This window comes from Streptomyces sp. NPDC059248 (assembly GCF_042753905.1).
Lineage (GTDB): Bacteria > Actinomycetota > Actinomycetes > Streptomycetales > Streptomycetaceae > Streptomyces.
Genome location: NZ_JBHYZV010000001.1, coordinates 1 through 13165, shown reverse-complemented (window position 1 = coordinate 13165; position 13165 = coordinate 1). Strand labels below are relative to the sequence as shown.

Here is a 13165-nt window from a genome sequence, read left to right as displayed (position 1 = left end):
TCAGAGCCAGCCGTTGCGGCGGAAGCTGCGGTGGAGCACCACGCAGATGGCGGCCATCAGCCCGACGACGAGCGGATAGCCGTACCGCCACTTCAGCTCCGGCATGTGCTCGAAGTTCATACCGTACATCCCGCACACCATCGTCGGTACGGCGATGATCGCGGCCCAGGCGGTGATCTTGCGCATATCGGAGTTCTGGACGACGGTCACCTGGGCGAGATGGGCCTGCAGGATGGAGTCCAGCAGGCTCTCGTATCCGGCGAGCTGCTCGTTGAGCCGGGCCAGATGGTCCACCACGTCACGGAAGTAGGGCTGTATGTCCGGCCCGACGGGCGGTTCGGGCCGGGTGGCGAGCCCGATCATGGGCCGCTCCAGCGGCCCGGCCGCGCGCCGCAGTTCGAGCAGTTCTCGTTTGAGCTGGTAGATCCGGCCGGAGTCGCCGCGCTGCGCCCGCTCGCTGAAGACGACGTTCTCGACGGCGTCGACGTCGTCCTGGATGGCGTCGGCGACCGCGAGGTACTCGTCCACGACGTAGTCGGCGATGGCGTGCAGTACGGCGGCCGGGCCCTTGGCGAGCCGGTCGGGTTCGGCTTCGAGCGCCTCCCGCAGCGGGCCGAGCGACCCGTGGCTGCCGTGCCGGACGGTGATCACGAAGTCGGGTCCGGTGAAGACCATCAGTTCACCGGTGTCCACGATCTCGCTCGTCGGCGTGACCTCGTCGTGGGGGACGTAGACACAGGTCTTGAGGGCCGTGAACAGGGTGTCCCCGTACCGCTCGACCTTGGGTCGCTGATGGGCCTGTACGGCGTCCTCGACGGCGAGCGGATGCAGCCCGAACACCTCGGCGTAGCGGGCGAACTCGATCTCGGTGGGCTCGTGGAGGCCGATCCAGACGAAGCCGCGCCCCTTCTTGCGGACGCGGCGCAGCGCGTCGGCCGCGCCGCCGTCGGAGGGCCTGCGCCGTCCGTCCTCGTACACGACGCAGTTGACGACCGTGCTGCCGAGCGGGGAGCGCCGCGGGTGGGAGAGGTCGACCTTGCGGCGTACGGCACTGCGTACGACACGGCGCAGTCGGCGGATGACGGGCACTTCGGGCTCCTTCGAGGGCCGGGACGGGACCGGCAGGGTACGGCGCGGGGAGGCTGGTTGTCCGGGCGCGGCTCCGGTAAGGGCCGCGTCACGGGGTTTCAGTGCCCCGGACCCGCCCGGATATGCCGGGCCGACCCGGAGGGGGACCGTCCGCGTGCCGCGCACCCGGAGTGCCGTATTCGCCCTCCCCACCTTCGGTGGAGCTGGCTAGACTCCGCGCCTGACCGAGCACACCGCAGACGTCGCCGACGAGCCCCGGGGGGCAGCTCGTGCCGTGGACCGTACCGGACCGGATCAAGCTGACCATGCTCCACCAACTGGAGATGAGGGAGGAGGTCGGCGGCGTCGTCAGGATCCGCAAGCGGGAGACGACGTGCGTGGTGCGCAGGCCCGAGCGGGGCGAGGCCAGGATGGCACTGGAGTGCGGCCACTGCGGCCGGGAGGGCGTGTTCGTCGTCCAGGACCGCGCGACGACGAAGCGGCTGCGGCGGCGCGGGGTGGTGGGGTCCCTGATCACCTCCGCCGTTCTGGTGGCGGTGGTGGTGGTCCTGGCGGTGCTCGGATTCGGCGGGGACGACGTCCTGTTCCAGGTACTGCTGATCCCCGGCGCCCTGATCCTGCTGCCGTTCGCGGGGATGCTGGCCGTCGACCCCAGCGGCAATATCGGGGTCGAGGCGCCGGAGTTCGTCTCCTTCGCGAGCGACACCCGCCGTCAGGGGCTGTCCTATGTCACCCGGGGCGAGCAGCGGCGTCTCGGCGTGAGCTGTAGCGGGCACGCGGCGGCCGCGCCCTGACGGGTCCGGCAGCCGGAACTCAGCGGTCGTTGAGGACCAGGGGCTCCGAGACGGCGGTGCCCCCGGCCGCGTACGCGACCTCGTAGTGGACCCGCGTCGCCGACGCGGAGATCCGCGCGTTGCCGATCGGGACCACGACGGCGCCGCCGACCCACGACCCGTGGACGCGTAGCGGCTCCTTGTGGAGGGCGTCCCAGGTGCGCCAGTGGACCGTGACGACGTCATTGGCGGCCATACCGGGGTACGGGGGGATCCGTACCGTGAGCCGGAACGTCTCCTCGTAGTCGTAGCAGCCGTCCGGGGCCTCGGGCACGAAGGGCGCCGGGAGCGGTGAGTGCCCGGGCGGCCGGGGCTGCGCGTCGTCGGGATCCACGGGGGTTTCCTGCCCCCGGGACCACCCGTCCCAACCCCCCTACCGAGCGGCCCTCAGGGCCGCAGAGGGCTGTCCGGGCGCCACTCCAGCGGGCCGCCCGTCGCCTTGGGATGCCCGTCGGGAATGGTGCGGCACGGCGATTCGACGTCGACCAGGAGCCCGTTGCGGTACGGCACCCACTGGATCGCCACCCGGTAGCCGGTGTCGGGGTGCTTGTACCGGGCGCCCATCCCGCCCCGCGAGTTCGTCTTCTCGTCGTACGCGTACTCCTCCTTCCACCGGTCGTCCCGCAGCCGCCGCCCGGCCTGGTCGATCGCCGTCCGCGCGGCGGCCCGGTCGACCCCGTCCAGCTCCCACACGTGCCGCACCCCCACCGCCGAGCGGTCCGTCTTCTCGACCCTGATCTCCGCCCGCACCAGACAGCGGCTGGAGCGGAGGGTGTTGAAGACGGGCGCTCGGTCGGGGCGGGCGCCGAGGTCGGTGTGGATCCGCCGGGACTCGTCCCGTACCCGGTCGGCGGCCGTGTCGGGATCGGCCGTCGGATAGGGGATCCCCCGCCACAGCCGGTCGCCCGGCGGGCCCGCGACGACGAAGACGACCGCCGCCGTCACGAGGACCAGGGCGGAGAAGCAGGACAGGAACAGGAACCGGATGTGCCGACGCCGTTCGTAGCCGGTGCGCATGGCACGAAGGTAAGGGCGGTCTCGTGGCGCGCGCCTGAGTAGCGGTACTCAGCCCGTACGCCCGTACTCGCTCCAATGGTTCTTGACGGCAACTTCATCGGTCCTTCAAAGGTGCGGCTCTACCGTCCTCGCATCCCGTGAAACCTCGTCGAGGAGTGGTCGTGATGAACGGACGTCGTGGTCGAAGCGCCGGACGGACGGTGGCCGGAGCCGCCGCCGTCGCGCTGTCGGTCCTGCTGACGGGCTGCGGCGGGGACGGGGGCGACGGATCGAAGGACGAGGTCGCCGCCGTCGACGAGAAGAAGGCGGCCGAGAACCAGAAGAAGAAGATCGAGTCCGAGCTGTCGGTCTATATCGACGCACAGCGGAAGTACGTGGGCTGTATGCGGGAGAACGGCGTCGACGTCTCGGACCCGGACGCCAAGGGGAGGGTGACGTACGGAGGTGCCAACAAGGAGCTGAAGAGCGATCCGGAGTTCATCAAGGCGGGCGAGGTGTGCGCGAAGTTCAACACGATCGTCCCGGACTCTCTGGAACGGGAGATGAACCCCAAGCCGACGGAGAAGGAGATCGGGAACCGCAAGCGGTACTCCATCTGCATGCAGGAGAACGGCGCCCCCGACTTCCCCGACGCCCGTGACGACGGCTCCTACGAGGAGGTCCCGTGGGACTCGGCCGCCGCTGGCGCCCGGCGGGCGGGCCGGAAGTGCGAGCCCATCCTCGGCCCGGTGCCCAAGAACGTCACGCCGAAGGGCTGACCCGGAGTGGAAGCGGACGAGAACACGGTGCCCGAGGTCCTGACACCGGCGGACACGTCGACTCATGAGCCGTACGAGCCGCACGAGGCCGCCGAACCGATTCCGGACATACGGCGCCGGGGGCGCGGCACCCGCCCCCGCCGGGGCCGGCGGGCGGCCCTGTTGACCGGTGCCGGTGTCGTCCTCGTCGGCGCGGTGAGCGCGGTCGCCGCGCTCGGGCTCGGCGGCGACGGCACGGACGACGGCCCCGGCGCGCCGGACCGGGCCGGCGGGACCGTCCCGGTCACCCGCACCACCCTGGTCGACAAGGCCGAGCTGGACGGGCGCCTGGGGCACGGCCCCGAGGTGCCGTTCGCGATCAGGGCCCGGGGGACGGTGACCTGGCTGCCCGCCGAGGGGACGACCCTGCGGCGGGGCGGTGAGGTGCTGCGCGTGGACGACCGGCCGGTGACGCTGCTGTACGGCGCCCTGCCGATGTACCGGGACCTGGGTCTCGGCGAGACCGCCGACGCGCGGAACGGAGGAGGTATCGGTGGCGGAACGAGCAGCGGGGGTGGCACGGGTGACGGATCCGGGGTGGGGGCTACGGCCACCGGCGGCACGGTCAGCGGCGGTACCGGTACCGGGATCGGCACCGGCAAGGGCTCGGGGGGCGGTGGCTCTTCCGGCGCGGGCGGCGGCGGCCAGGCCGGTGGTCCCGGGGGCGTACCGGCGACGGAGCGCGCCCCCGCGCCCCTGCGCGGCCAGGACGTCCAGCAGTTCGAACGCAACCTCGCCGCCCTCGGCTACGGCGGTTTCACCGTCGACGACACCTTCACCGCGCTGACGGAGGCGGCCGTCGAGCGCTGGCAGAAGGACCTCGGTGTCCCGCGCACCGGCCGGGTCGCCGCCGGGGACGTCGTCTACGCCCCGGGACCGGTCCGGATCGCGGGCGTCGACGCCCGGCCCGGCGCGGAGGCCGGGGGCGAGGCGGTGACGTACACCAGTACGTCCCGGATGGTCACCGTCGACGCGAAGGCGTCCGAGCTGACGTGGGCGAGCCGGGGCCGGACCGTGGACGTCGACCTCCCCGACGGCCGTACGGTCTCCGGCCGGGTCGCGAGCGTCGGTACGGAGGCGACGGCCGCGCCTCCCGGCGGGGACGGCGGGGACGGCGGCGAGGGCGGGGGCGGGCCCGGTGATCCGACGGTCTCCGTGACCGTCGCCCTCGCCGACCCCGACGCCGTGGGCCGGGTCGACAGCGGCCCCGTCACGGTCCGCTACACCTCCCGCGAGCGGAAGGACGTCCTCGCCGTACCGGTCGCGGCGCTGATCGCCCTCGCCGAAGGCGGCCACGGTCTGGAGCTCGCCGACGACACCGACGACGACGGCGACGCCGACGACGGCGACCGCGCCCCGAACGACGGCTCGGGCCGCTTCACGGCCGTCACCACAGGTCTCTTCGCCGACGGACGGGTCGAGGTCCGGGGCGACGGCGTACACGAGGGCACGAAGGTGAGGATCCCCAAATGACGGCATCCGTGGTCGAACTCCGCGATGTGTCCAAGACGTACCCGGGCCGGGTCACCGCCGTGGACGGGGTGAACCTGTCCGTCGGGTACGGCGAACTCGTGGCCGTGGTCGGCCAGTCCGGCTCCGGCAAGTCGACGCTGCTCCATCTCATGGGGACCCTCGACCGGCCGTCGACGGGCCGTATCACCGTCGACGGATACGACGTGGCCGCCCTGTCCGACCGTGAACTGTCCGCCCTGCGGGCGCAGCGCGTCGGCTTCGTCTTCCAGCAGTTCCATCTCGCGGTCGGCGTCCCCGTGCTGGACGCGGTCGCGGACGGCCTGCTGTACGCGGGGGTCCCGCGCCGCGAGCGCCGCCGCCGGGCGGCATCGGCGCTCGGCCGGGTGGGGCTCGACCACCGTACGGACCATCTGCCGCACCAGCTCTCGGGCGGTGAGCGCCAGCGGGTGGCGGTGGCCCGCGCGGTCGTCGGCGAACCGGCGCTCCTCCTCGCCGACGAGCCGACCGGCAACCTCGACTCGGCGTCGGGGGCGGCGGTCCTGGCGCTGTTGCGGCGACTGCACGGCGCGGGGACGACGGTGGTCGTCATCACCCATGACCGGGGGCTGGCGGCGGAGCTGGACCGGCGGGTGGAGCTGCGGGACGGCCGGGTCGTCACGGACACAGGGGTCTGCGGTGGCGGGTGGGAACCGGGCGTGACCGGCCGTGCGGTGTCCGGGAGCCCGGTGTGAAGGGAGCCCGGCGGCCCGCCCTTCGCCCGGCCCGTCTGAGCCTCCCCGACCTGGTCCGGCTCGGCGGCACCGGGCTCCGTACCCGCCCCCTCCGGGTCTTCCTCTCCGCGCTCGGTATCGCCATCGGCGTCGCCGCGATGACGGCCGTGATCGGTATCTCCAGCTCCAGCCGGGCCGAGGTCGACCAGCTCCTCGACCGGCTCGGCACCAATATGCTGAAGATCGCGCCCGGGGAGACCACGACCGGCGAGCAGTCGAAGCTGCCGCGCGAGACGGTCTCCATGGTCCGGCGGATCGGCCCGGTCCAGCAGGTCGCGTCGGTCGGCGCGGTCGACGGCGCGGCGGTCTACCGCAATGAGCACATCCCCTCGGGACGTACCGGCAGCGTCGGGGTGGCAGCCGCCGGGCCCGGGCTCCTCCCGACGATCGGCGCGGATGTCCGTATCGGCCGGTGGCTGGGCGCGGGCGCCGCGACGGAGCGGTATCCGGCGGTGGTCCTGGGCGCGAAGGCGGCCCAGCGCCTCGACGCGTACACCCCCGGCATCCGGCTGCGGCTCGGCGGCGAGTGGTTCGCCCTCGTCGGGGTGCTGCACCCGGTACCGCTCGCGCCCGAGATCGACAACACGGCGCTCGTGGGCCGGGCGGCGGCGCGCACGTATCTCGGCTTCGACGGCCATCCGTCGACGGTGTACGTCCGGGCCCGCGACGACCGGGTGAAGCCGGTGTGGAACGTCCTCCCGGCGACCGCGAACCCCGGCGCCCCGGGCGCGGTCCTGGTCTCCCGCCCCTCCGACGCGCTGGCCGCCCGCGAGGCCACCGAGTCCGCCCTCACGGGCCTGCTGCTGGGCCTGGGCGGGGTGGCGCTCCTGGTCGGCGGTGTGGGCGTCGGCAACACCATGGTGATCTCGGTCCTCGAACGCCGCCCGGAAATCGGCCTCCGCCGCGCCCTGGGCGCCACGAGCGGCCAGATCAGGGGCCAGTTCGTCGCCGAGTCCCTGCTCCTGTCGGTGCTCGGCGGCCTCGGCGGCACCCTCCTCGGCACCCTGATCACGGCCGGCTACGCCACGGCCCGCGGCTGGCCCACGGAGGTCCCCCCATGGGCGTCGGCGGTCGCCGTCACCACCACCCTCCTGATCGGCGCCCTGGCGGGCCTCTACCCCGCCATCCGCGCCGGCCGCCTCCCCCCGACCGAGGCCCTCACCTCGTCCTGAAACCCCCGACGGCGGGGCCCGAAGCGTGGCCCGGGCTACGGGTTGTCGTGAAGTTGTTGGTCGTGGAGGTGGTCGAGGAGTTGGCCGAGTGGTGGGGTCTGGTCTTTGAACCGTGCCCAGTGTGTGTAGATGTGTGCGGCGGCTTCGGCCAGTTCGGGCGGGAGGTCGGCGGCTCGGAGGGTGTCCGCGACTTCTTCCATCTCCGGTCCCCATCGCCAGGCGCGGGCGGCGACGCTGGGCAGGTAGGAGGGGTCGTCGAGGATGTCCTTGTTCATCTGCTCGGCCTCGGCCTGGAGCAGGTCGGCGACGCCGTGGTCGGTGGCGAGCGCGTAGGCGACTCCGGCGAGTACACGGGAGATCTTCTGGTAGCCGGTGATGGCGAGTTTCAGGGCGGAGGCGGATCCGATGTCGCCTTCCGTGGCCCGTACCAACACCTGCGTACCGGCGAAGACGCTCTCGACCGCCTTGCGGGCGTGGGGGTCGCCCGCCAGGTAGAACCGGACGGGGCGGGTGCCGTTCGGGGGAGCGCCGCTGAGCATGCCGTCGAGCACGGTGCACGCGGAGGGCATCCGGTCGGCGACGGCCCGCACGCGCTGGGGGCTGATCGCGTTGGCCTCGACGTACACACCGTCGTACCCGTGCCCGGCGACGACCTCCGCGACGTCCTCGGCGGCCTGCGGCGGGCATACGGACAGCACGATGTCGCTCTCGGCCAGGGCAGCACCGAGCGACGCACCCCCGGTGAGACCTGCGGCATCCGCCCGCCGCCGCGTCGCCGCGCTCCGCCCATCGGGCACCCACAGCACACGATGCCCGGCGGCCGCTGCCTGCCGGGCGACGGCGGCGCCCATGGCGCCGGGGTGAAGAACGGTCAAGGTCGTCATACCAACCCTCCGGGCGGAAGTTCGGGCGCGGGCCTTTGTATCCCCCGGCCCGGGTCTCGGGTGGGGGCGCGTTACCGATTCTGGCTTTCTGGTCGGAGGTGGTGGAGCAGGAGGAGGGCGGCGATGGTGTTGGCGGATCGGATGCGGCCGTCGGTGACGAGTTCGGGTACGCGGGCGAGGGGCACCCATTCGCGGCGGGCGGATTCGAAGGCGTCGCGGGGTACGCCGACTCGTCGGGCCTGGTCGGTCCAGTAGACGCGGTGGTGGGACGTGGAGATGCCGGGCATCGGATCGACGGCCAGCAGCAGCCGCATGGGTCCCGGCCGCCAGCCGGTCTCCTCCTCGAACTCGCGGGCGGCGGCGTGCGCCGGATCCTCGCCGTCGGCGGTGCCGCCGGAGGGGAGTTTGGGAGTTTGTACCGGGACCGCACGGGGTGGCCGGTCAGGTCGGTGAGTTCACCGAGGCGTTCCTGCCACCAGCCGGCTGCCGAGGGGGTCAGGATCAGGCATACGTCCCAGCCCGCGTCCCGGGCGGCGCGGACGCCGTGGTCGATGTACTGGGTGGGACCGGCGGCGCAGGCGATGAGGTAGAGCACGGGGCGCGTCATCGGCGTGGTCCGTTGGGTGGTCATTGGTCGGCGGGGCGGGCTCCGTGGTCGGTGGCGAGGCCGGTGAGGCGGGTGGCCATGGTGGTGTCGAGGGCCGTGATGGCGCCTCCGGCGTCGTGGGTGTTGAGGGCGAAGCCGATGGTCCCGTAGAGGATGGTGACTTCCGCATGGTGGTTCGCCTCGTCCTCGGCGGCTGCCACGGCCGTGTAGAGGGCGGGGACGGCGCTTCGGCCGATGGCGAACGACGCGGCCAGTTTGCCGTTCTCAACGGTCCACCCGGGCAGTCGGCTCAGGGCTTGGCCGAGTTCGGCGTCGGTCAGGGGGACGGCGGCCATGGAGTGCTCCTCGGGTCGGGTTGCGGGTGGCTTAGGCGTACTTCGGGGGCGGAGGCCGTGGAAGGGGTAACAGAGTTTTTCGAGAGCGTCGGCGCGATGCGTCGGCACCGGGTGGCGTACTCCAGGAGGTGGCGGCCCTCGAAGAGGTCCTTGTCCCAGTTGGCCGGGAGGACGTCGTCGCCGGGCCAGATGTACGCCCATGCACGCTGACCGGATGCGAGGGCCACGGGCCGCAGGTCGTACCGCTCGTCCTCGAAGGCGTTGAGGATGGCCCACTCCCGACGGCTGAGGTCGGTCAGCAACAGGCCGGGGGCCGTCGAGCCGGGTGCCGGGACCAAGCCGGGGTACACCCTCTTCGCGAGGGCTGCGGCCCGCCATCCGGGTGCGTCTACGGGGACACCGGAGGGTATTCGTCCGAGCAGGGCCTCCAGGACGGCGTCGAACCGCAGGGTGCCGTAGCAGAACAGCACATCGGGATCGTGCTCGATTCGTGCCCGGCGATCGAGACGTGCCGGAGTTACGGCGTGGGGGGATGGCGTTGTGGCATGTGTCCTCCTGTTATCGGCCAACGATTCGTTCCCTCCCGCTCGTGGGTGGTCAGGGGTAGGGGATGACGTAGACGCGTGCGAAGTGGGTTCCGATGCGGGCATCGTGGAGGTGTTCGGCGATGGCCCGGTTGCCTTCGACACCCATGACGGCGTGGATGTGGGCGAATCCGTTGCGGATCTCTCCGGTGCCGGTCATTTCGGCGGGCAGGTCGGTGGTCATGGGTTGGCGGGGCGGGCTCCGTGCCCTCCTGCGATCCTGTCGTCCGGCGGTGTGACGGTGGCGATCGACGGGATGGTCATGGTGGAGCAACGACGGTACATCAGGTTCGAGTACGGGAACCGGGTGCGGTTCGGCCGGATCGCCCAGGTGGTGGACGATCACGCCCCGGTGGAGCTTCTCACCGGCGACCCGATGCGTACGGACGCCGTGGGCACGGGTGAACTGATCCCCATGGAGGCGGTGCGGATGCTGGCCCCGGTGATCCCGGGGAAGATCGTGGCGGTGGGCAGGAATTACGCGGACCACATCGCGGAAATGGGCATGGGCGCGCCGCCGGTGCCGCGGTTGTTCTTCAAGCCCCCGTCCGCCGTCATCGGTCCGGACGCTGACATCCGGTACCCGCGCCAGTCGCGCCGGGTGGAGTACGAGGCCGAACTCGCCGTCGTCATGGGCCGAACCGCCCGGGGCGTGAGGGCGGCGGACGCCCAGGAGTACGTCTTCGGCTACACCTGCGCCAACGACGTCACCGCCCGCGACATCCAGGAGACCGACGGCCAGCCGTCCTGGGCCAAGGCGTTCGACACCTTCTGTCCTCTGGGTCCCTGGGTCGTCACCGGTATCGACCCGGGGAATCTCGGCATCAGCTCCATGGTCAACGGCGAGTACCGCCAGCGGTCGCATACGAGTCACCTGCTGACCCCGGTCCCCGATCTCATCGAGTACATCACCGCCGCGATCACCCTCGACCCCGGCGACGTCATCCTCACCGGCACGCCCGCCGGAGTGGGCCCCCTGCAACCCGGCGACGGGGTCTCCGTCGCCGTCGACCAGATCGGCACGCTCAGGAACACCGTCGTCTCAGGCGCGGATCAGCTCGGCGAACTGCCGCCCGGCCGGTAGCTCCGGCCGGCCCGCGACCGCCGCGAAGTCGGCGGCGTAGCGCATGACCATGCCGGTGCGGTGCCCGACGGGCAGGGATGTGATCGCATCGCCCGCGATCCGGTACGCCTCTTCCTCTTCCCCGGCACGGGCGAGGGCGACTGAGCCGGCCGAACATGTCCTCCGCCTCGGGCCCGGCGACCGGTTGTGGTGGCCGGGCCCGGGGTGGGGGTGTGGTTGCGCCGTGCGGGTCCAGGTCGGCCCACCCGTGGCCTGGGGGTCCTTCGGCGCTGTTGAGGGGTGGTCGGTTACTGGTCGTGGAGGGTGGTGGTCCAGCGTAGGACGGTGGAGCCGCCGGTGACTTTGACGGCGACTTCGACGACGCGGCCGTCGGCGAGGTGGACGGTGCGGACGACCTGGGTGACGACGACGTCGCCGGCGGTCAGTCCGAGTGCTTTCTTCTCGGTGGTGGTGGGGTGTCTGGACGTGACCTCTTCGAGGACGTGGTCCTGTTCGACTCCGAGTCGTTCGGCGGCGAGTTCGCGTGAGCCTCCGGTGGAGACCGGTTCGGCGAGTTCGGGTGCGGCGGCGATGACGTAGGCGGGGTAGTAGCTGCTGCTGATGTGGACGGGTGCGCCGTCGCGGCTGACGATGCGGCGGCGGACGTGGACCGGGGTTCCCGGGGTGACGTCGAGGCGTGGTGCGACCAGTTCGTCCGCGCCGATGGTGCCGGTCTCCAGGATGCGGGAGGTTTCCCCGCCGCCGAGTGCGGCGCCGGTGTGCCGGTGGAGGCGGACCCGGGCCGGGATGTTGTTGCTGATCGGTCCGGCGACGACGGTTCCGATGCCGGGTTTGGGAAGGGTGAGCCCTTCCATCTTGAGGAGGCGGTAGGCGCGGTTCGCCGTCGTGTTGGCGACGTTGAACTGTTCGCACACCTCCCGCAGTGACGGCAGCGCGTCGCCCGGTGCGAGGGCTCCGTCCTGGATCTGCCGACGGTAGTGATCCGCGATGGCCACGTATCCCACCTGGGCCATTCCTCTCTCCTTTCCGTTGCGTGCCGCACCGGCCATGTCCCGGTGTGGCACTACACGTTAGAGGCTATTCGATGTAGATAGGTAGCGCTACTAGTAGCGATGATGATAGCTACTGGTATGCACCGGCGGGAGAGTCTTCATGGAGCCGGCGCCGGTTCGCCCGTTCCGACCAGCAGCCCACTCCTGGTCGGGACGGGTCCCGAGCACGCAGAAGCCCCCACGGCCTGGCGGGGCCCGGGGGCGTGGACGACTGATTTGGAGTCGACGGCATGCACCCTACCGATCAAAGACGCCGGGGAAACCCGGCCGTGTGCACACCGATTGAACCCGTACTCGTGACGAGCACCTGGCCGCCGTGCGTCTGCGGCGGCCCGATCTGCCCGGACCGAACTCCCGACTCCCACCCGGCAAACGAACACACCCAAGGGGGCGATGGTGACCAATAACCCCACTCCCGAGCCCGGTTCGCCGCCGGAGTACTGCGTGTACTGCGAGCGGCTCGTGGAGCGGTCGGAGGAGAACCTGTTGATGCTCGGGTTCTCCGCGTCCGGGGCGCGTCCGTCGTTGTACGCGCATCCGGAGTGTCCGCAGCCGCGCAGGGTCCGGCGCTGACCAGGCTCCCGTGTGCGGTGGCCCCACGCCCCGTGCACGGGTGACCGGTCCCGGCCCCGTAAACCACCCCCGGCGCGGGGCCGGGACCACCCAACCCACAGAAACCAAGACGCCCCGAGGAACCGCTCGCAACGGGTCCGTCGGGGCTCGACCAACCAGCAATCACCTGGAGCTGATTCGTCGTATGAACGACTTTATCGCCGACCTCGTCACCCGGTTACGGACTTTCCTCAAACTGCCGCGCCGCCGAACCACCGTGATCGTCGTCATCCACCCCCCGCCCCGAGTCGATCCGTGGACCCGGCCGTGGACCAGCCCTTCCCAGGCGGAGGCGCGGGAGATCCTGCGGCAGCGGGCCACCGCCACCACCACCGGGACCACCGCACCACCCGGAGCGCGCAGGCTGATCATCGCCCGCAACGGGCTCCGGTTCGAACAGCCCGTCGCGGTACGGGCGTCCCGGCCCGGACCGGCGTGGACGTGGATCCGGTGACCCGCGACGGGCTCCTCGCCCCCACACCCCAACCCTCCACCGCCGAGTGCACCGTCTGCGGACGGGACACCACCGCCCCGGTCGAAGTCCACCCCGGACAGCTCACGTGCCCCGAGCACATCCTCGACGCCCTCACCCGCCAAGGAGCCCCGGCGTGATCCTCGCCCAGGTCTTTCCCCGCTCGACCACCGACGTCACCACCTGCGAAGCCTGCTGGCGCGCACCGGTGACCACCGCACGCATCACCCCCACCACCCGCGACCTCCTCTGCACCCCCTGCGCACACGACCACACCCCACCCCGCACCACCCTCTTCCCACCCCTCGGCATCTACCGCCTCACCCACCGCACACTCGACATGGGCAAACACGGAAAGCCCCGACCCCAGCTCCCTCCGGACCC

General features: G+C 71.8%; 18 protein-coding genes and 2 pseudogenes. 10 read left to right on the top strand and 10 right to left on the bottom strand.

The genetic code is table 11. The features are described 5' to 3' along the window. The gene (locus ACFXG1_RS00100) at positions 1-1089 is read right to left on the bottom strand and encodes a magnesium and cobalt transport protein CorA (RefSeq protein WP_384717355.1); all 1089 of its coding nucleotides are present in this window, start codon (positions 1087-1089) and stop codon (positions 1-3) included. Positions 1090-1358: 269 nt separating this feature from the next. Here ACFXG1_RS00100 and ACFXG1_RS00095 point away from each other — a divergent pair, with 269 nt between their 5' ends. Further along, the gene (locus ACFXG1_RS00095; RefSeq protein ID WP_384717358.1) at positions 1359-1883 is read left to right on the top strand and encodes a hypothetical protein; all 525 of its coding nucleotides are present in this window, start codon (positions 1359-1361) and stop codon (positions 1881-1883) included. Positions 1884-1902: 19 nt separating this feature from the next. On the opposite strand, the gene ACFXG1_RS00090 is transcribed toward ACFXG1_RS00095, so the two are convergent. Then, on the bottom strand, positions 1903-2256 hold the full coding sequence (locus ACFXG1_RS00090; RefSeq protein WP_384717361.1) for a hypothetical protein: 354 nt from the start codon (positions 2254-2256) through the stop codon (positions 1903-1905). Positions 2257-2309: 53 nt separating this feature from the next. Next, the gene (locus tag ACFXG1_RS00085; protein ID WP_384717363.1) at positions 2310-2939 is read right to left on the bottom strand and encodes a hypothetical protein; all 630 of its coding nucleotides are present in this window, start codon (positions 2937-2939) and stop codon (positions 2310-2312) included. A gap of 164 nt (positions 2940-3103) precedes the next feature. Between ACFXG1_RS00085 and ACFXG1_RS00080 the strand changes: the two genes are divergently transcribed. From ACFXG1_RS00080 to ACFXG1_RS00065, 4 genes are read left to right on the top strand one after another with little or no spacing between them, the layout of a single operon-like run. Continuing rightward, a complete protein-coding gene (locus tag ACFXG1_RS00080) occupies positions 3104-3697 on the top strand; it encodes a hypothetical protein (protein ID WP_384717366.1) in 594 nt (197 codons plus the stop codon). A gap of 6 nt (positions 3698-3703) precedes the next feature. Further along, positions 3704-5209, top strand: coding sequence for a peptidoglycan-binding protein (locus ACFXG1_RS00075; RefSeq protein WP_384717369.1), 1506 nt, complete (start codon positions 3704-3706; stop codon positions 5207-5209). Continuing rightward, on the top strand, positions 5206-5940 hold the full coding sequence (locus ACFXG1_RS00070; protein WP_384739879.1) for an ABC transporter ATP-binding protein: 735 nt from the start codon (positions 5206-5208) through the stop codon (positions 5938-5940). Before ACFXG1_RS00075 ends, ACFXG1_RS00070 begins: the two co-directional genes overlap by 4 nt. After that, positions 5937-7151, top strand: coding sequence for an ABC transporter permease (locus tag ACFXG1_RS00065; RefSeq protein WP_384709709.1), 1215 nt, complete (start codon positions 5937-5939; stop codon positions 7149-7151). The genes ACFXG1_RS00070 and ACFXG1_RS00065 overlap by 4 nt, the downstream gene beginning before the upstream one ends. 35 nt (positions 7152-7186) lie before the next feature. On the opposite strand, the gene ACFXG1_RS00060 is transcribed toward ACFXG1_RS00065, so the two are convergent. The 6 genes and pseudogenes from ACFXG1_RS00060 to ACFXG1_RS00035 all read right to left on the bottom strand — a co-directional run bounded on the left by ACFXG1_RS00060 (position 7187) and on the right by ACFXG1_RS00035 (position 9745). After that, a complete protein-coding gene (locus tag ACFXG1_RS00060) occupies positions 7187-8035 on the bottom strand; it encodes a DUF1932 domain-containing protein (RefSeq protein WP_384709712.1) in 849 nt (282 codons plus the stop codon). Between the two features lie 71 nt (positions 8036-8106). Further along, positions 8107-8382, bottom strand: a pseudogene (locus tag ACFXG1_RS00055) (NUDIX hydrolase); the annotation flags it as partial. 58 nt (positions 8383-8440) lie between these two features. Beyond that, positions 8441-8642: pseudogene (locus ACFXG1_RS00050) on the bottom strand (flavoprotein); the annotation flags it as partial. Between the two features lie 20 nt (positions 8643-8662). Further along, positions 8663-8977 (bottom strand): 4a-hydroxytetrahydrobiopterin dehydratase, encoded by a 315-nt coding sequence (locus ACFXG1_RS00045; RefSeq protein ID WP_384709715.1) that lies wholly within the window; start codon positions 8975-8977, stop codon positions 8663-8665. Next, positions 8959-9447 (bottom strand): gamma-glutamylcyclotransferase family protein, encoded by a 489-nt coding sequence (locus ACFXG1_RS00040; RefSeq protein ID WP_384709718.1) that lies wholly within the window; start codon positions 9445-9447, stop codon positions 8959-8961. Before ACFXG1_RS00040 ends, ACFXG1_RS00045 begins: the two co-directional genes overlap by 19 nt. A gap of 127 nt (positions 9448-9574) precedes the next feature. Continuing rightward, the gene (locus ACFXG1_RS00035; protein WP_384709721.1) at positions 9575-9745 is read right to left on the bottom strand and encodes a hypothetical protein; all 171 of its coding nucleotides are present in this window, start codon (positions 9743-9745) and stop codon (positions 9575-9577) included. A gap of 78 nt (positions 9746-9823) precedes the next feature. Here ACFXG1_RS00035 and ACFXG1_RS00030 point away from each other — a divergent pair, with 78 nt between their 5' ends. Then, positions 9824-10645: a fumarylacetoacetate hydrolase family protein gene (locus tag ACFXG1_RS00030; RefSeq protein ID WP_384709773.1), complete on the top strand. Its 822-nt coding sequence runs from the start codon at positions 9824-9826 to the stop codon at positions 10643-10645. A 287-nt stretch (positions 10646-10932) separates the two neighbouring features. Here the strand turns inward: ACFXG1_RS00030 and ACFXG1_RS00025 are convergent, their stop codons facing one another. Beyond that, complete coding sequence (locus ACFXG1_RS00025) at positions 10933-11658, bottom strand: GntR family transcriptional regulator (RefSeq protein WP_384739871.1); 726 nt, start codon at positions 11656-11658, stop codon at positions 10933-10935. 432 nt (positions 11659-12090) lie between these two features. On the opposite strand from ACFXG1_RS00025, the gene ACFXG1_RS00020 reads away from it, so the two are divergent. The 4 genes from ACFXG1_RS00020 to ACFXG1_RS00005 form a co-directional block, all read left to right on the top strand. After that, positions 12091-12270: a hypothetical protein gene (locus ACFXG1_RS00020; RefSeq protein ID WP_384739868.1), complete on the top strand. Its 180-nt coding sequence runs from the start codon at positions 12091-12093 to the stop codon at positions 12268-12270. Between the two features lie 184 nt (positions 12271-12454). Then, entirely contained in the window at positions 12455-12763 is a 309-nt protein-coding gene (locus ACFXG1_RS00015) for a hypothetical protein (protein ID WP_384739866.1), read from the top strand. Continuing rightward, positions 12760-12921 carry a hypothetical protein gene (locus ACFXG1_RS00010; RefSeq protein WP_384721579.1) on the top strand — a complete coding sequence of 54 codons (162 nt, stop codon included), beginning with the start codon at positions 12760-12762 and terminating at the stop codon, positions 12919-12921. The genes ACFXG1_RS00015 and ACFXG1_RS00010 overlap by 4 nt, the downstream gene beginning before the upstream one ends. Beyond that, on the top strand, positions 12918-13165 hold a 248-nt coding region (locus tag ACFXG1_RS00005), incomplete at its 3' end, for a hypothetical protein (RefSeq protein WP_384721582.1). The genes ACFXG1_RS00010 and ACFXG1_RS00005, both read left to right, overlap by 4 nt.